15 protein-coding genes are annotated in these 16,934 nt (G+C 69.7%); 10 read left to right on the top strand and 5 right to left on the bottom strand.

Going from position 1 to position 16,934, the window contains the following annotated elements; translation table 11 throughout:
• Positions 1-10: 10 nt before the first annotated feature.
• From AB0F52_RS00075 to AB0F52_RS00065, 3 genes are read right to left on the bottom strand one after another with little or no spacing between them, the layout of a single operon-like run.
• Positions 11-892, bottom strand: a complete 882-nt coding sequence (locus AB0F52_RS00075; protein WP_360162778.1) for an ABC transporter permease subunit — start codon at positions 890-892, stop codon at positions 11-13.
• Complete coding sequence (locus AB0F52_RS00070; protein ID WP_360162775.1) at positions 889-1,863, bottom strand: ABC transporter ATP-binding protein; 975 nt, start codon at positions 1,861-1,863, stop codon at positions 889-891. The genes AB0F52_RS00075 and AB0F52_RS00070 overlap by 4 nt, the downstream gene beginning before the upstream one ends.
• Entirely contained in the window at positions 1,860-2,957 is a 1,098-nt protein-coding gene (locus AB0F52_RS00065) for a sigma-E factor regulatory protein RseB domain-containing protein (RefSeq protein WP_360162772.1), read from the bottom strand. The genes AB0F52_RS00070 and AB0F52_RS00065 overlap by 4 nt, the downstream gene beginning before the upstream one ends.
• Positions 2,958-3,105: 148 nt before the next feature.
• Between AB0F52_RS00065 and AB0F52_RS00060 the strand changes: the two genes are divergently transcribed.
• From AB0F52_RS00060 to AB0F52_RS00050, 3 genes are read left to right on the top strand one after another with little or no spacing between them, the layout of a single operon-like run.
• Positions 3,106-3,822: a response regulator transcription factor gene (locus tag AB0F52_RS00060; protein WP_360162769.1), complete on the top strand. Its 717-nt coding sequence runs from the start codon at positions 3,106-3,108 to the stop codon at positions 3,820-3,822.
• Entirely contained in the window at positions 3,819-5,141 is a 1,323-nt protein-coding gene (locus AB0F52_RS00055; RefSeq protein ID WP_360162766.1) for a HAMP domain-containing sensor histidine kinase, read from the top strand. The genes AB0F52_RS00060 and AB0F52_RS00055 overlap by 4 nt, the downstream gene beginning before the upstream one ends.
• 11 nt (positions 5,142-5,152) lie before the next feature.
• Positions 5,153-5,542 carry an NUDIX domain-containing protein gene (locus AB0F52_RS00050; RefSeq protein WP_360162763.1) on the top strand — a complete coding sequence of 130 codons (390 nt, stop codon included), beginning with the start codon at positions 5,153-5,155 and terminating at the stop codon, positions 5,540-5,542.
• A 56-nt stretch (positions 5,543-5,598) separates the two neighbouring features.
• On the opposite strand, the gene trpS is transcribed toward AB0F52_RS00050, so the two are convergent.
• On the bottom strand, positions 5,599-6,564 hold the full coding sequence (gene trpS / locus AB0F52_RS00045) for a tryptophan--tRNA ligase (protein WP_360162760.1): 966 nt from the start codon (positions 6,562-6,564) through the stop codon (positions 5,599-5,601).
• A 174-nt stretch (positions 6,565-6,738) separates the two neighbouring features.
• Here trpS and AB0F52_RS00040 point away from each other — a divergent pair, with 174 nt between their 5' ends.
• A complete protein-coding gene (locus AB0F52_RS00040; protein WP_360162757.1) occupies positions 6,739-7,038 on the top strand; it encodes a YciI family protein in 300 nt (99 codons plus the stop codon).
• On the opposite strand, the gene AB0F52_RS00035 is transcribed toward AB0F52_RS00040, so the two are convergent.
• Positions 7,035-7,184, bottom strand: a complete 150-nt coding sequence (locus tag AB0F52_RS00035) for a hypothetical protein (protein ID WP_360162754.1) — start codon at positions 7,182-7,184, stop codon at positions 7,035-7,037. The genes AB0F52_RS00040 and AB0F52_RS00035 overlap by 4 nt on opposite strands.
• 194 nt (positions 7,185-7,378) lie before the next feature.
• Between AB0F52_RS00035 and typA the strand changes: the two genes are divergently transcribed.
• The 6 genes from typA to AB0F52_RS00005 all read left to right on the top strand — a co-directional run bounded on the left by typA (position 7,379) and on the right by AB0F52_RS00005 (position 16,748).
• The gene (typA, locus tag AB0F52_RS00030; RefSeq protein ID WP_360162751.1) at positions 7,379-9,304 is read left to right on the top strand and encodes a translational GTPase TypA; all 1,926 of its coding nucleotides are present in this window, start codon (positions 7,379-7,381) and stop codon (positions 9,302-9,304) included.
• A gap of 381 nt (positions 9,305-9,685) precedes the next feature.
• Positions 9,686-11,422, top strand: coding sequence for an ABC transporter family substrate-binding protein (locus AB0F52_RS00025; RefSeq protein ID WP_360162748.1), 1,737 nt, complete (start codon positions 9,686-9,688; stop codon positions 11,420-11,422).
• A gap of 290 nt (positions 11,423-11,712) precedes the next feature.
• The gene (locus AB0F52_RS00020) at positions 11,713-13,524 is read left to right on the top strand and encodes an ABC transporter family substrate-binding protein (RefSeq protein ID WP_360162745.1); all 1,812 of its coding nucleotides are present in this window, start codon (positions 11,713-11,715) and stop codon (positions 13,522-13,524) included.
• Positions 13,525-13,710: 186 nt separating this feature from the next.
• Positions 13,711-14,727 carry an ABC transporter permease gene (locus tag AB0F52_RS00015; RefSeq protein ID WP_360162743.1) on the top strand — a complete coding sequence of 339 codons (1,017 nt, stop codon included), beginning with the start codon at positions 13,711-13,713 and terminating at the stop codon, positions 14,725-14,727.
• A 1-nt stretch (position 14,728) separates the two neighbouring features.
• Positions 14,729-15,652, top strand: a complete 924-nt coding sequence (locus AB0F52_RS00010; protein ID WP_360164547.1) for an ABC transporter permease — start codon at positions 14,729-14,731, stop codon at positions 15,650-15,652.
• Between the two features lie 79 nt (positions 15,653-15,731).
• Entirely contained in the window at positions 15,732-16,748 is a 1,017-nt protein-coding gene (locus tag AB0F52_RS00005) for an ABC transporter permease (protein ID WP_360162741.1), read from the top strand.
• Positions 16,749-16,934 lie beyond the last annotated feature (186 nt).

Raw genomic sequence — 16,934 nt, 5'->3', positions numbered from 1 at the left:
GAAAGGAACCTCAGCCGTCTCGGGTCGACAGGCGGGCGTAGGCCAGCGAAAGCCCGATCACGATGTAGCAAGCCGCCCGCAGCGCGCCTTCGCCCAGCATCTGCGTGCCCATCGGGTCCTGCAGGACCTCCGCCGGGGCCATCGACCAGTTCTGCGTCAGCAGGAACGGGTGCAGCCAGTCCAGCGACGTCAGGAACCCGAGGATCGTGAACACGATGTCGCCCGCCAGGACGGAAGCCACCACCAGCATCGGGTGCTCGGTCCAGCTGGACAGCGCCAGCGCCACGGCGCCGACCGCCCACAGTTGCAGCACCACCCAGCCCGCCACCAGCAGGATCCGGGCCAGCGCGCCGCCCAGGGACAACGTCGTGCCCGACAGCGTGAACAGCGAATCCGTGCCGTTGATGATGAGCCCGGTCACCACGCCCGTCACGCACATCGCCAGCACCGAAACGACCGACACCGTCGCGACGCCGAACGCCTTGACCGCCAGCAGCCGGCCGCGGCCGACCGGGGCGATCAGCCAGCCGCGCAGGGTGCCGTGCGAGGTCTCGCCCGCGATCGCGTCCGCGCCCGCCATGGCCGAGGCCAGCGGGAGCAGCAGCGCCAGCGACATCACGATCGCCGCGATCGGCAGCACGAACGCGTTGTTGACCGCCGAGGCCAGCAGCGCTCCGCCGCCTTCGTCCGGCCCCCCGCCGGCGTTGGGGTTGTCGTCCACCAGCGTCAGCCCGATGCCGATCACCACCGGGATCAGCGCCAGCAACCCGAGCACGGCCAGCGTGCGCGGCCGCCGGAAGATCCAGCGCAGCTCCGCGGCCAGCAGCCGTGGCAGCGGCACCGTGTCGTGGCCCGTGCGGGCCGCCGGTGCGTCGAGAACCGCCGTCGTCATTCCGCCCCCTCGGTCAGCCGCGCGAACAGGTCTTCCAGGCCGGTGCGGGCCCGCGTCGCCTCGTGGACCGCGACCCCCGCGCCCACCAGGACCTGCAGCACCCGCGGCGCCTCGGCCGCGGTCAGGTCGGCCCGGATGCCGTCCGGCGTGAGCCGGGCGCCGATCCGGTTCTCCCGCAGCACTTCCACCGCCTGCTCCGCGTCCGGCGTGCGGACCAGCAGGGCCGCGTTCCCGGACTCCAGCAGCTCCGCCAGCTCGCCCTGCGCGACGACGTTGCCGGACTGCAGGACAGCCACGTGCGTGCACGTCGCTTCGACTTCGGCCAGCAGGTGCGACGACACCAGCACGGTGACGCCCTCGGCGTGCAGCTCGGCGACGATCCTGCGGATCTCCCTGGTACCAGCAGGGTCGAGGCCGTTGGTCGGCTCGTCGAGCACGACCATCTTGCGAGGTACGAGCAGCGCCGAAGCGAGCCCGAGCCGTTGCTTCATGCCGAGCGAATACCCCTTGTACCGCCGGCGCGCCGCCCCGGTCAGCCCGACGCGCTCCAGCGCCGTGTCCACCGCGGTAGGGATCCCGGCCGAGGACAGCCGCGGTTCCGCCGCGGCGAAGCGCAGCAAGTTGTCGCGCCCGGAGAGGAACGGGTGGAAGCCCGGCCCCTCGACCAGCGCGCCGACGTCCGGCAGCGCGTGCGCGGCGGCGTCCGGCATCGGCCGGCCGAGCAGCTCGACCTCACCCTCGGTCGGCCGGACCAGGCCGAGCAGCATCCGGATGGTGGTCGTCTTGCCCGAGCCGTTCGGCCCGAGCATCCCGACGACCGCGCCCTGCGGGATGTCGAGGTCGACGTGGTCGACCGCGACGGTGCTGCCGTAGACCTTGCGCAGTCCCCGGGTCCGCGCGGCGAGCGGGACCGCCGGGGCGGACGCCTCCGAAGAGACGTCCGCCCCGGACTGAACAGCCGTGCTGGTCACTTCTGACCCAGCGCTTCGTACAGGACCTGCGCCGGCACCGCACCGGCGGCGAACCGGCCGTCGTCGGTCAGCACCGCGCTGCCGACCTTCGTGGTGACGAGGTAGCCGCTGCCCCACGCGCCGTTGACCTTCTTCGCGAACCGCTCGAGCAGCGCCTTCGGGTCCGCGTTGCCGCCGCGGCCTTCACGGCCGGACTGCTGCTTCGGCGCCGCGTTCAGCGCGTCCGCCGGGACCTTGCCGGTGACGACGGTGTCCCAGCCGTCGCCGACGACCTTGACGTCCTGCTTCGCCTGCTCGGCGAGGTCCTTGTGCTGCTGGTCGATCGTCGGCGTCTTCTCCTGCACCTTGGCGCCCTTCGGCGGGGTGAAGGTGAAGAGGTCGGCGGGCTGCTGGGTGAACTCGATCTCGGTGAACGCCACCTCGAGCGCCGGCGTCGCCGTGCCGTTGCTCAGCACCGACACCCGCAGCGGCATCCGCGTCTGGGAGTCGACCGCCACGCGGATCTCGCGCAGCAGCGTCCGCTCCGTCGGCTTCGGCGTCAGGACCAGCTCGTAGGCCGGGCGGCCGGCGACGGTCGCGGTGCCGTCGACCGACACCGTGCTGCTCTCGCGGACCTTCGCGAGCAGTTCCGTCGACGCAGCCAGCGGGTCCGCCGTCTTGTCGCTGCCCGCGCCCTTCTGCTGGGCCACGTCGGCCGGGATGGTCACCTTGGTCGCGGTGTTCGTCTTGGAGCTGTAGTCCCAGACGGTGGTGCCGTCGTGGACGACGGTCTGCTGGCTCGCGCCCTGCGTGACGGCCAGCCGGCTCTTGCCCGCGCCGTCGGTGAACAGGTGGGCCGAGTCCATGTTCAGCGCCGATGCGCCCGGCACCGCGTTCCCCAGCGCGGGCAGGCCCAGGTCGTTGCTCACCTTCACCGTGCCGTCGAACGCGCCCGGCTTCGCCTTGGCCACCGACTGGACCAGGTCCTCGGCGCTCACCTGCGGCAGCGCCGGCTTGTCGTCGGCGCTGGCCGGCATCGCGACGAACGCGAGGCCACCGGCACCGAGCGCGGTGCCGAGGACCGCGGCGGTGATGCCCTTCGTCTTCGGTTTCATGCGTCTCTCCCTGTGGTGTTCCCGGACTCGAGTGTGCCCGGCTCCCTGGCCACGACGCTTCCCTCTCGAGGCTGAGATACCCCTGAAGGTTCTCCCTCTCCGGCTGAGATCGCGCTGAGAACCGACGCACGACCTGCGAAAACCGGCCATGATGAGTCTCGTGAAACCTCGGGTGCTGGTGGTCGACGACGAACCGGGCGTGCGGAAGGCGCTGCAGCGCGGGCTGCGCGCGGAGGGCATGGACGTGGTCACCGCCGCGGACGGGCCCACCGGCCTGCAGCTGGCGAGCACGGGCTCGTTCGACGTCGTCCTGCTCGACATCATGCTGCCGGGCCTGTCCGGCTACCGCGTGCTGGAGCGGCTGCGCAAGGACGGCGTGACCACGCCGGTGCTGCTCGTCTCGGCGAAGGACGGCGAGATCGACCAGGCCGACGGCCTCGACCTCGGTGCCGACGGCTACCTCGTCAAGCCGTTCTCGTTCGTGGTGCTGGTCGCGCAGGTCCGGGCGGTGCTGCGCCGGGCCGGGCCGGAGGCCGGCCGCGGCACGCTGCGGCTCGGCGCGCTGGCCGTCGACCGCGGGCTGCGGCAGGTGCACTGGCACGACGAAGAAGTCGGGCTGAGCCCGCGGGAGTTCGCGCTGCTCGAGGTCCTCGTCGGGCGGGCGGGCACGGTCGTCACGAAGGACGAGCTGCTGCGCGCGGTCTGGGGCGAAGAGCAGGCGGTGACCCGCAACCTCGTCGAGGTCTACATCGGGTACGTGCGCCGCAAGCTCGACGCGGTCGGGGCCGGCGCGCTGCTACGGACCGTGCGGGGGCACGGCTACCTGGCGTCCGACGCGCAGCTCGACGAGGTCATCACCCCGTGACCTCCTGGTGGCGGGGCCGGACCCTGCAGGCCCGGATCACCGTGCTGGCCGCGACGATCACCCTGGTCTGCCTGCTCGGGCTGGCGGCGCTGGCCGCGTCGAACCTCTCACCCCGGCTCATCGGCTCGGTCGACCACGAGCTGACGAGCGCGCTCGGCCCGGCCGGAGCCGAGGTGAGCGCGGGCCGTCCGCTGTCCGGGTCCGCCCCGGTGACGCTGCGGGTGCTCGACATCGCGGGCGCGCCCGTGGACGGCGGCACCCCGACCGGGCTCTCCGCTTCGGACGTCTCGGCGCTTAAGGCGGGACAGCCGGTCCAGCGCGACGGCGCGCGGTACCTGGGGACGGTCGTCAGCGCGCCGGACGGGGCGCAACGGCTGGTCGTCGCGGGAGCCGGCCTGGTCGGGTTCGCCGCCGCGGTGCACTACGGCGGAGTGTGGCTGGTGGTCGTCGCGGTGGTCGGCGCGCTGGTCGCGGGGTTCGCGACGTGGCTGGTGGTGCGCCTGTCGCTGCGGCCGGTCGCGCGCATGCGGGGTTCGGTGCGGTCGCTGCCGCCGGGGGCGCGGCTGGCGCTGCCGGACTCGCACGACGAGCTGCGCGCGCTGGCGGAGGAGTTCAACGCGCTGCTGGAACGCCAGGAACAGGCCAGCGACCGGCTCCGGCGCTTCACCGGCGACGCCGCGCACGAGCTGCGCTCGCCGGTCGCGTCGATCCGGGTGCAGGCCGAGGTCGCCGTCACCAACCCCGATCCGGAGCTCGCGCAGGAGACGCTGTCGGACATCTTGACCGAGGCCGAGCGGCTGTCGTCGCTGCTGGACGGGCTGCTGTCGCTGGCCCGCTCGGACGCGGGGGAGGTGCCGCCGGCTTCGCCGGTCGAGCTGGTGAGCGAGGTCCGCGCGGCGGTGGCCCGGCTCCCGGCGGGGACCCCGGAGGCCCGGGTGAGCACGGCGGTCGCCCAGGCGTGGGCGTCGGCCGCGCACGCGGAGGTGGAGCTGGTGCTGGACAACCTGCTACGCAACGCGTGCCGCTACGCGCGCGGCCAGATCGTGGTGTCGGTGCTGGCGTCGCGGTCATCGGTGCGGGTCGTGGTCGACGACGACGGCCCGGGCATCGCCGCGGAGCACCGCGAAAGGGTGTTCGACCGGTTTTACCGGATCGCGGACGACCGGGCGCGCTCGTCGGGCGGCACGGGACTGGGCCTGGCGATGGTGGCGGAGACGGTGCGGCGCCGAGGTGGCCGCGTCCAGGTGGGCGAGTCCCCGGACGGCGGCGCGCGGTTCGTGGTCGTCTGGCGCGCGGCCGTGGGTGAAGCTTCCGGGTAGGTTCCGGGACTGTGAACGCTGTGATCGTGGGAGCCGCCCTGGTGCGGGACGGCAAGCTGCTGGCCCAGCAGCGGGCCTGGCCGCCGAAGCACGCGGGGCAGTGGGAACTGCCCGGCGGCCGGGTCGAAGAAGGGGAATCCGAGGCCTTCGCGCTGGCTCGCGAGTGCAGCGAGGAGCTCGACGTCGTCGTCGAGGTCGGCTGCCGGGTCGGGGAGGACATCCCGCTGCCCGGGGGCCGGGTTCTCCGCATCTACGCCGCGAAGCTCGTTTCGCCCGGGGAGGAGCCGCGGGCCGTCGAACACCGAGCCGTTCGGTGGCTCGGGCCCGACGACCTCGACGACCTCGACTGGCTGCCCGCCGACCGGATCCTGCTGCCGGCCTTCCGCGCGCTGCTCACTTGAGTCCGTGAATGCCACATCGAGGAACTTCAGGTCTCTGGATGTGGCATTCACGGACTTCAATGGGCGCCGATCATCCGCAGTGCCGCGTCGAGCCGGTGCGAGCCGCGTTCGCGGGCGCGCTCCGCGCCCGCCTTCCGCACGCGATCCAGCTCCGCGACGTCGTCGAGCAGCGACGACGCGCGTTCCCGCAGCGGCCGCAGCTCTTCGATCACCGCGTCGGCGACGGCGTCCTTCACCGCTCCGTACGAGGAGAACTCGTCAGCCAGCTCCGCCGGTGACCCGCCGCGGCAGGCGGCGAGGATCTCCAGCAGGTTCGCCATCCCCGGCCGCGTCTCCGGGGCGTGCACCGGCACCGAACCGCCGTCGGTGACCGCGCGGCGGATCTTGCGGCGGATCTGGTCGGGCTCGTCGAGCACGAACACCACGCCCACCGCGTCCCGGGCCGACTTCGACATCTTGCGCGTCGGGTCGGCCAGGTCCTTCACCCGCGCGCCGGCCGGCGGCAGCACCGCGCGGGGGATGGTGAACACCTCGCCGTAGGTGCCGTTGAACCGCTTCGCCAGGGTCCGCGTCAGCTCGACGTGCTGCCGCTGGTCCTCGCCGACCGGCACCTCGTCCGCGCCCTGCAGCAGGATGTCGGCGGCCATCAGCGCCGGGTAGGTCAGCAGCGACAGCCGCACCCCGGCCTGCCCCTTCGACTTCTCCTTGAACTGGATCATCCGCGCGGCCTCGCCGTAGTTGCAGGTGCACTCCAGGACCCAGGTCAGCGCGCCGAGCTCGCGGGCCAGGTCGGACTGGACGAACACCCGCTCGGGATCGATGCCGGCGGCGATCAGCACCGCCAGCTGCTCGCGCGCCAGTGATCGGAGTTTCGATGGGTTGTGCGGGGTCGTCATGCCGTGCAGGTCGGCGACGAAGTACAGGTCCTCCGCGCCGCCCTCGAGGGCCCAGCGGCGGACGGCGCCGAGGTGGTTGCCGAGGTGGACGTGACCGGAGGGCGTGATGCCGGACAGCTTGCTCATCGTGGGTTCCTTCCGCGGGGGACCACCCCGGAGAAGGCACGAAAAAGGCCGCCCGTCCGGGGCGGCCACTGGCTGGTTCAGCGCAGGGTCAGCAGGCCGCCGAGGGCGGCCACCAGCTGGACGTCTGCGCGTGCATACGAGCGATCATAACCGAGCGGGTCTACCGTCGTAACCATGTTCGTCGTGCTGCTGACCTACACCGCACCGATCGAAGAGGTCGACCTGGCGCTGCCGGACCACGTCGAGTGGCTGAACCGGCAGTACGAGCGTGGGCTCTTCCTCGCCTCCGGGGCGCGGAAGCCGCGGGTCGGCGGCGTGATCATCACGCGCCCGATGTCCCAGGGGAAGCTGGACGCCATCTTGGCGAGCGACCCGTTCGCGGTCCGGCACCTGGCGAAGTACGAGGTCGTCGAGTTTTCGCCGACGAAGACAGCGCCCGAGCTGCGGGGGATCAACGAAGCCATCCCGCACTAGGCGGCCAGATCCAGCTTCGCCTTCTGCAGCGCCAGTACCGGGCACTTCTTGCAACGCGGCTTCGACCGGCAGCACTTCTTCTTGACCTTGCCGGCCTTCATGAGCTTGCGCACGACCTTCCGCGGGTCTTTCGGCTTCTTGCCCACGGGCACGCACCTTCCGGATCGGCGACCTTCACCGGGTTTCCACGTTAGGCCAGCCTAACCGACAGGGGGGCGTGGGGCCGCTCACAATGGGGTGGCAGGTATCCTGGGTGAGGTCCGCGTGTGACCAGAGCCGGTCACGGGATGCCTGACGGCTTGCGCGGCCATCCAAACCCTTGAAGTTCAGGAGTTCTCGCGTGCCCGCAGCCAGCGCTACCGTCGAAACCGGCCGGCCGACCGGTAAGACCCGGCCCGACCTGCGCAATGTCGCGATCGTAGCCCACGTCGACCACGGCAAGACCACGCTGGTGGACGCGATGCTCCGCCAGTCCGGCGCCTTCGCCGAGCGCGCCGAGCTCGTCGACCGCGTGATGGACTCGGGTGAGCTCGAGCGCGAAAAGGGCATCACGATCCTCGCGAAGAACACCTCGATCCACCGCCAGACGCCCGAGGGCCAGGTGACGATCAACGTCATCGACACCCCCGGCCACGCCGACTTCGGCGGCGAGGTCGAGCGCGGCCTGGCCATGGTCGACGGCGTCGTCCTGCTGGTCGACGCGTCCGAGGGCCCGCTCCCGCAGACCCGGTTCGTGCTCCGCAAGACCCTCGAAGCCGGCCTGCCGGTGATCCTGCTGGTCAACAAGACCGACCGGCCGGACGCCCGGATCGCCGAGGTCGTCGAGGAGACCCACGACCTGCTGCTCGAGCTGGCCAGCGACATCGAGGACGCCGACCACGACGCGATCCTCGACCTCCCGGTCGTCTACGCCTCCGCGCGCGCCGGCAAGGCGAGCCTGGAGCAGCCCGCCGACGGCGAGATCCCCGAGAGCGAGAACCTCGACCCGCTGTTCGACACGCTGCTCCGGCACGTGCCGCCGCCCGCCGCCGACCTCGACGCGCCGCTGCAGGCGCTGGTCACCAACCTCGACGCGTCCAACTTCCTCGGCCGCATCGCGCTGATCCGCATCCACGCCGGCAAGCTGCGCAAGGGCCAGACCGTGGCTTGGATGCGCGAAGACGGCACGGTGCAGAACGTCCGCATCTCCGAGCTGCTGGTCACCGAGGCGCTCACCCGCGTCCCGGCGACCGAGGCCAGCGCGGGCGAGCTGGTCGCCATCGCGGGCATCCCCGACATCACCATCGGCGACACCCTCGCCGACTCCGACAACCCGGTGGCGCTGCCCCGGATCACCGTCGACGAGCCCGCCATCTCGATGACCATCGGCGTCAACACCTCGCCGCTGGCCGGGCGCAACGGCGGCGACAAGGTCACCGCGCGGCTGGTCAAGGCCCGCCTTGACCAGGAACTGATCGGCAACGTCTCGATCCGCGTCCTGCCGACCGAGCGCCCCGACACCTGGGAGGTCCAGGGCCGCGGCGAGCTGGCGCTGGCGATCCTCGTCGAGCAGATGCGGCGCGAGGGCTTCGAGCTGACCGTCGGCAAGCCGCAGGTCGTCACCCGGATCATCGACGGCAAGGTGCACGAGCCGTTCGAGCGCCTGTCGATCGACTCGCCGGAAGAGCACCTCGGCGCGATCACCCAGCTGCTGGCCTCGCGCAAGGGCCGCATGGAACACATGGGCGGCCACGGCTCCGGCCGGCTCAAGCTCGACTACGTCCTCCCGGCGCGTGGCCTGATCGGCTTCCGCACCGACTTCCTCACCGAGACCCGCGGTACCGGCATCGCGAACCACGTGTTCGAGGGCTACTTCCCGTGGGCGGGCGAGATCCGCACCCGGCACAGCGGCTCCCTGGTCGCCGACCGCACCGGCCCGGTCACCGCGTACGCGATGATCCAGCTGGCCGACCGCGGCACGTTCTTCGTCGAGCCGGGCGCCGAGGTGTACGAGGGCATGGTCGTGGGCGAGAACCCGCGCTTCGAGGACCTCGACATCAACATCACCAAGGAGAAGAAGCTGACCAACATGCGTCAGTCCTCCGCCGACGTGATGGAGACGCTGGCCCGCCCGCGCAAGATGGGCCTGGAAGAGGCGCTGGAGTTCTGCTCGGTCGACGAGTGCGTCGAGGTCGCGCCCGAGGTCGTCCGGGTCCGCAAGGTCACCTTGGACGTCAACACCCGCGCGAAGGAGCGTTCGCGCGCCAAGAGCCGCGACAACGCCTGATCCCTCCGGCTTCGAAAAAACCTCCCGGTGTGCGTCGCCGGGAGGTTTTTTCGTGTCCCTTCCCTTACGCTGGGTCGGCCGGTGGCGGACCCAGCGTCATGAATTCCGTCGTTCTTCTCCTTATATCTTTATAGGGGTCGCGGCGGTTTCAACGCCTGGCGCCGACCACCGACGTGAACCGTTTTCGTGTCCGGCCCGTGTTCGTTCCGCCGTTCCGGAACGGTCCGGGAACCCGGACGGTGTTCCGCGCGTCCTCTCCCATAGCGCCCACCTTGGGGCGGCGAGGCCGCCCGATCCGGGTATGGGAATCTCGGTTTCGGCGGCGAAGGCGGTCGTGGGAGCATGACTGACCCGATCGGGCGAAACTGGGAGGAACGGGGCGTGCGGGTGAATCGCAAGGCGGTGCCGGTACTGGCACTCGCGGCCGTACTGCTCACCGCCTGTTCCAACACCCCGCCACCCCCGGTCGTGTCGTCGTCGGTCGCGCCCGTGTCCACCACCGGCAAGACGCCGTCGCAGATCGTCGTCGGCGTCGACGACGTGCTCGGCGGGTACAACCCGCACAACCTCGCGGACTCGTCCCAGGTGACCTCCGCGCTCTCGCAGCTGCTGCTGCCCTCGGTGTTCCGCCAGAAGGACGACGGCACCACCCAGCTCGACAAGAACCTGATGAAGTCCGCGGAGGTGATCTCGCAGCAGCCGTTCGTGGTGGCCTACGAGATCCGGCCCGACGCCTCCTGGTCCGACGGCGCGCCGATCGCCGCCGAGGACTTCGACTACCTGCGGACCCAGCTGCGCGACCAGCCCGGCGTGATCGAGCCGGCCGGCTACCGGCAGATCACCGACCTGCAGTCCCGCGAAGGCGGCAAGCGCGTCGAGGTCACCTTCGCCAAGCCGTATCCCGGCTGGCAGACGCTGTTCTCCGACCTGCTGCCCGCCCACCTGCTCAAGGACGCGCCCGACGGCTGGCGCGGGGCGCTCGCGTCGAACTTCCCGGCCATCGCCGGCCCGTTCTCGATCAAGAGCCTGGACACCGCCCGCGGCGAGGTGATCCTCGAGCGCAACGAGCGCTACTGGGAGAAGCCCGCCGCGATCGACCGGATCGTGCTCCGCCGGTCGGACCAGAACACGCTGCTGGCCGCGCTGCGCAGCGGCAACGACCAGTTCGCGCTGGCGCGGACCACCGGCGACGAGCTCAAGCTGCTCGGCGAGCTCGGCTCCTCCGTGCGGCTGCACACGGTGGCCCGCCCGCTCGTGGCCGACGTGCTGCTGCGCCCGGTCAGCGCGACGCTGCAGGACGCCCAGGTGCGCGCCGGGGTGGCCGCGCTGATCGACCGCACCAAGCTGATCACCGAAGGCGTCAACGGCGGCCCGTCGTCGGCGCTCCACGCCGACGCCCAGGTGACCGCGCCGTCGGTGAAGGGCTACGCGGCGACCATCCCGCCCGGCCCGCCCACCGCCCCCGACGTCGCCAAGGCCGAGCAGTCGCTGACGGCGGCCGGCTACACCAAGACCGCGGGCACCTGGCGCAAGAACGGCCGGGCGCTCTCGCTGGTCATCGCCTCCCCGGCCACCCAGGAGCCGTACGCGACGATCGCCAAGGAGCTCACCAGCGAGCTCGCCGCGCAGGGCATCGAGGTCAACGCGATCACTCCGCAGCCGCGCGACCTGTTCAGTGGCCTGCTGGCGATGCCGGTCGTGGGCGGGGTCCAGCAGCCGACCGGCGACTCGGCGGGCAACGTCGGGATCGACATCGCGGTCGTCCCGCAGGCGGTCGGCGGCGACTCCGCGTCGGTCCTCGCCTCGACCTTCGGCTGCCGCCCGGAGCAGACGGCCGAGGGCGTGGACAAGACCAAGCCCGTCGTCCCGGGCAACGCGGCCGGCTTCTGCGACCCGGCGCTGCAGCCGTCCATCGACGCGGCGCTGTCGGGATCGACCTCGGTCACCGAGGCGCTGACCACCCTAGAGCCTGAACTTTGGCGCCAGAACGTGGTGATTCCGCTGTTCCAATTGGCTGACACCCTGGCGATCGGATCCGGCATCTCGGGCGTCACGCCCGGTCCCCCCATGGTGGGCCCGTTCGGGTCGGCGGTGAACTGGACTCGCGGCCCGAAGTAATCGGTTGGCTACGCATTCAGTACTACCGGGTGATCTTTACCAACGCCTTCGAGTGGGGCGTTGTGAATCCATGAGGTAACCGTCGTATTTCTGGATGTCGACTGGAAGTCACCCTTTGGTCACGATCGACCCGGAACTGGTGACTGTCGGTACTTTTCCTTTCTAGCGTGCTCCCGCAGTGCGCCAGTTGAGTGTCGCTTGGCGTGTCGTAGGCTCCGGCCCATCCAAACCGGAGCGGTGTGGGCCCTTGTCCCGATATTCAAGGGCTCAGTGCTAGGAGGGCACACTTCATGAGGAGATCCAAAGCTGTCTCCGCTTTGTCGCTCGTCGCCGGCGCTTCGCTGTTGCTGAGCGCCTGCAGCGGCGGCGATTCGGGTTCGGGCAACACCGACCAGAACGGATCGTCGACCGACGTCAAGGCGATGGCTGCCGGCAAGGCCGAGACCGGCGACCTGTTCAAGCTCGCGGACACCCCGGGGTACGACGGCACGGTCACGATCGGTATCGACGACGGGTACTCGGGGTACAACAACCAGACCCCGGACACCAACAGCTCGTACAACAACTACGTCCTGACCGCGGTGCTCTCCGGTACGTTGAAGCTCGACGGCAACAACAAGGTGCTGCTGAACAGCGACGTCTTCCAGTCGTGGGACATCACGCAGAAGGACCCGCAGCAGGTCACCTACAAGATCAAGCCGAACATCAAGTGGTCGGACGGTCAGGCCTACGACTGCAAGGACATGTACCTGGCGTGGCTGTCGCAGAGCGGCCTGGCCAAGGGCCCGGACGGCAAGAACCCGTTCAACTCGGCGTCGAACACCGGTTACGACCTGATCAAGCAGGCCACCTGCAAGGACCCGCTGACCTTCGTCACCGACTACAGCGAGCCCTACCTCGACTACAAGGGCCTGTTCAACTCGCCGGCGATCATGCCCGCGCACATCCTCGAGGCCAAGACCGGCATCGCGGACATCACCAAGCTGGCCCCGACCGGCGACCCGGCCCAGATCAAGGCCGCCGGTGACTTCTGGACGAACGAGTGGAAGGGCTTCAAGGCGGACATCATGCCGTCGTCGGGCCCGTACAAGATCACCGCGTTCGACGCCAACCAGAAGGCCGTCACCCTCGAGAAGAACCCGCTGTGGGCGGGCGGCAAGGGTGGCCCGTCGAAGATCATCGTGAAGGCCATGGAAGACACCAAGGCCATGGCGACCGCGCTGCAGAACGGTGAGATCGACGTTGCCGCGTCTACCCAGCCGGACGCCACCGCGGCCCAGACGATGAAGGGCCTCGCGGCCCAGGGCGTGGTCTACGGTTCGGCCCCGCAGCTGACCTACGAGCACCTCGACCTGAACTTCAAGCGCATGTTCGCCGACAAGGACCTCCGCAAGGCGTTCCTCGAGTCGGTCAACCGCAAGGAGATCACGGACAAGCTGCTCAAGGAGGTCCAGGCGGACGCGGAGCCGCTGAACAGCGTCGTCTTCTTCCAGGGTGAAGAGGGCTACACCGACCTGTACAGCAGCAAGGCGGGCCTGGGCGCCGACGCGGCGGCCAAGACGCTGACCGACGCCGGCTGGGTCAAGGGCGGCGACGGCATCTTCGCCAAGAACGGCCAGCGCGCGTCGTTCAAGATCACGCACAACCAGAACGCCCGCCGCAGCCAGACCGTCGAGATCATCATCTCGCAGGCCAAGGCGGCCGGCATCGAGGTCAAGGACGAGACCGACGCCAACTTCCTCAAGGGTGGCCGCGTCTCGACCGGTGACTACGACATCGCGCTGTTCGGCTGGTCGGCTCAGCCGTTCAAGGCCGAGTCCCGCTCGATCTACGTCTGCCCGGACAAGGGTGGCGAGCAGAACTACCAGAGCCTGTGCGACCCGAAGATCGACGACGCCTACAACGCTGCGGTGAAGGCGACCGACGAGCAGGTCAAGCTGCAGAAGTACCAGGAAGCCGACAAGGCCATCGCCGACGACTACGCGACCCTGCCGCTGTTCCAGACGCCGAGCATGTGGGCGTTCAAGGGCATCGACCGCGTCTACATGCAGTCGTACGACGGTGTCCTGTGGAACGTCGGCGAGTGGGAGAAGAAGAAGTAGGGCTCGTCCCGCCTCTTCTTTCCCCTCGCTCCAGATGACCTGGGAGGTACCGGGGCCCGGCCACGAGCCGGGCCCCGGTACCCACCGGAAGTAGCTGTTGACCGTAGGGTTACCGCCACTACGGTAGACAACCGGGTAGCGGTCCAGCGCACTTCTGACGACCAGGCCCGGATGAGGAGCAGTTCGTTGAACCTGGTGATCTACATCCTTCGCCGTTTGGCGATATCGATCCCCGTCCTGCTGGTGGGGACGTTCTTGTGCTTCGTGATGGTCGCCGGCACCGGTGACCCGCTGGGCGAGCTGCGGCAGAACCCGACCATCAGCAAGGAAGCGCTGGCCGCCACGGCCGCCAAGCTCGGTCTCGACCAGGGCATCGTGCCCCGCTACTTCACGTGGCTGGGTGACTTCCTGAGCGGGAACTGGGGCATCTCCATCGCGCAGGGCAACGCCCTCGCGCCGGTGGCGCCCAAGGTGATGGCCGCCTTCGCCGTCACCCTCAAGCTGGTCGTCGGCGCCGAGATCCTCGCCCTGATCATCGGCATCATCGTCGGCGTGCTCGCCGCGGTGAAGCAGTACTCGATCATCGACTACCTCGCGACCACCCTCGCCTTCCTGCTCTTCTCGATGCCGATCTTCTGCGTCGCGATCGTGCTGAAGCGCTACGCGATCGAGATCAACGGCTGGGTCCGCGACCTCGGTCTGTCCGACGTCCTCGGCAACCCGTGGCTCCGCACGACCAGCCCGGAGCAGCTGAAGACCGACGGCGTCGGCGACTTCATCACCAGCACGATCGGCGCGTACCTGCTGCCGACCCTGTCGATCATGGCGATCAGCTTCGCCGCGTACAGCCGGTTCCAGCGCGCCTCGATGCTCGAGGTGCTGAGCTCGGACTACGTGCGCACCGCGCGCGCCAAGGGCCTCGGCAACGGCCGGGTCATCTTCCGGCACGCGTTCCGCAACGCCCTGATCCCGGTGTCGACGCTGTTCTCGGTCAACTTCGGCTCGGTGCTCGCCGGCGCGATCATCACCGAGACGGTGTTCAACTGGCACGGTATGGGCACATTGCTGGTGGAAGCCGTCTCGAAGAACGACACTCAGGTGATGATGGGTTGGCTCGTGGTGATCGCCAGCAGTGTCATCGTCGCCAACCTGATCGCCGACCTGATGTACGGCATCCTGGACCCGAGGATTCGCGTTGGCTGACTTGAACTCTCTCATCGCGGCGAGCGAGACCGAAACCGCCGACGGCACGCTGCCGCCGGAGGCGCTGCCGGAACCGCGCAGCCAGGGCAAGCTGGTCCTGCGGAAGTTCCTGCACCACAAGCTGGCGATGGCGTCGTCGGCCGTGCTGATCCTGATCGTGCTGCTCAGCATCCTGCTGCCGATCTTCTGGAAGCACGGCTACCAGGACAGCTCGTTCCCGTCCTTCGCCAAGCCCAGCAGCGACTTCCCGCTCGGGACGACGCAGGTCGGCAAGGACATGGTGTCGCAGGTGCTGCGCGGCACGCAGTACTCGCTGCTGATCGCGCTCACGGTGTCGATCCTGGCGACGGTGATCGGCGTGGTGTTCGGGGCGATCGCCGGCTACCTGCGCGGGCTCTCCGACTCGGTCATCTCCCGGGTGACGGACCTGTTCCTGATCATCCCGCAGATCGCCGCGGCGGCCATCCTCGCCAAGGTGTTCGGCGGCGGCTCCTGGTACATCGTCGCGCTGGTGCTGGCGGCGTTCGGCTGGATGCAGATCGCCCGGATCACCCGCGCCGAGGCGATGTCGCTGTCCCAGCGCGAGTTCGTGGACGCCGCCCGCGCGTCGGGCGCCGGGACGTTCCGGATCATCTTCAAGCACCTGGTGCCGAACATGGTCGGCAGCATCACGGTCAACGCGACCCTCGCGGTCGCGCAGGCCGTGCTGGCGGAAGCCGCGCTGTCGTTCATCGGCCTGGGTGTCCAGCTGCCGGACACCTCGCTCGGCCGCGTCATCCTGGAGAACTACGCCCAGCTGCAGACGCGGCCGGCGCTGTTCTTCGGGCCGTTCGTCGTGCTCGTGCTGATTTCACTGACGATCAACTTCATCGGTGACGGTCTTCGCGACGCCTTCGACCCGCGCCAGCGGAGAATGAAGGCCTGAACGCGTGCCGCGGGGGTGACCGGTTCCGGTCGCCCCCGCGTCCGTTTCCAGCGGAGATCGCCGGACCTGGGGGTTTCGGATGAATCTCGTGCTTTACGTGTTCCGCAGGCTGGCCATCTCCATCCCGGTCCTGCTGGTGGGCACGTTCCTGTGCTTCGTCATGGTGGCCAACACCGGCGACCCGCTCGGCGAGATCCGCAGCAAACCGGGGATCAGCGCGGCGGCCATCGCCGAGACCGAGCAGAAGCTCGGCCTCGACCAGAGCGTCGTCGCCCGCTACTTCAGCTGGCTGGGGCACTTCCTGACCGGCGACTGGGGCATCTCGATCGCGCAGGGCAACGCGTTCGCCCCGGTCCAGCCGAAGGTGCTGGCCGCGTTCAAGGTCACCCTGGAACTGGTGCTGACGGCGTCGGTGCTGGCCCTGGTCTTCGGGGTGCTGGTGGGGGTGCTCGCCGCCGTCAAGCAGTACTCGATCTGGGACTACCTGGCGACGACGCTGGCGTTCCTGATGTTCTCGATGCCCATCTTCTGCGTGGCGATCGTCCTCAAGGGTTACGCGATCCGCGCCAACATCTGGGTGCGGGACCTGGGCCTGTCCGACGTCCTCGGCGACCCGTGGCTGCGGACGACGAGCCCGGAGAGCCTCTCGGCCACCGGCGTCGGCGACGCGCTCGCGAAGTACGTCGGCGCGTTCCTGCTGCCCACGCTCTCGATCATGGCGATCACGTTCGCCGCGTACAGCCGGTTCCAGCGGGCGTCGATGCTGGAGGTCCTGGGCGCCGATTACGTCCGCACAGCGCGCGCCAAGGGCGTCTCGAACAGCCGCGTGATCTGGCGCCACGCGTTCCGCAACGCGCTGATCCCGGTGATGACGCTGTTTTCGGTCAACTTCGGCGCCACGGTGACGGGCGCGATCATCACCGAGACGGTGTTCAACTGGCACGGCATGGGCACGCTGCTGGTGGAGGCGGTCAACAAGAACGACCCGCAGGTGCTGATGGGCTGGCTGGTGGTGATCGCGGCGAGCGTGGTGATCGCGAACCTGGTCGCGGACCTGCTGTACGGCATCCTCGACCCCCGCATCCGGGTGGGCTGACCCGGCGCGGCTCCCGGCTCTCCCACACTGTCGCGAATGACTCATTCGGGACGTCAGAGGTCGCGAATGACTCATTCGGGACGTCAGAGGTCGCGAATGAGTCATTCGCGACCACGGGGGCGTCGGCCGGCGCCGGCGGCCCCCGCGAGCGAGCCCACGCTTCCGCGGAGAGGGGATCCCCGGCCG

This window comes from Amycolatopsis sp. NPDC024027 (assembly GCF_040638975.1).
Classification (GTDB): Bacteria; Actinomycetota; Actinomycetes; order Mycobacteriales; family Pseudonocardiaceae; genus Amycolatopsis.
Note: the sequence above shows the minus strand (reverse complement) of the source record. Positions and strands in the feature narration are given on the sequence as shown.

Bases quoted from the DNA above. Each gene is read 5' to 3' on its own strand.
- AB0F52_RS00075 (WP_360162778.1), bottom strand. From the start codon at position 892: ATGACGACGGCGGTTCTCGACGCACCGGCGGCCCGCACGGGCCACGAC.
- AB0F52_RS00065 (WP_360162772.1), bottom strand. From the start codon at position 2,957: ATGAAACCGAAGACGAAGGGCATCACCGCCGCGGTCCTCGGCACCGCG.
- AB0F52_RS00060 (WP_360162769.1), top strand. From the start codon at position 3,106: ATGATGAGTCTCGTGAAACCTCGGGTGCTGGTGGTCGACGACGAACCG.
- trpS (WP_360162760.1), bottom strand. From the start codon at position 6,564: ATGAGCAAGCTGTCCGGCATCACGCCCTCCGGTCACGTCCACCTCGGC.
- AB0F52_RS00040 (WP_360162757.1), top strand. From the start codon at position 6,739: ATGTTCGTCGTGCTGCTGACCTACACCGCACCGATCGAAGAGGTCGAC.
- AB0F52_RS00020 (WP_360162745.1), top strand. From the start codon at position 11,713: ATGAGGAGATCCAAAGCTGTCTCCGCTTTGTCGCTCGTCGCCGGCGCT.
- AB0F52_RS00005 (WP_360162741.1), top strand. From the start codon at position 15,732: ATGAATCTCGTGCTTTACGTGTTCCGCAGGCTGGCCATCTCCATCCCG.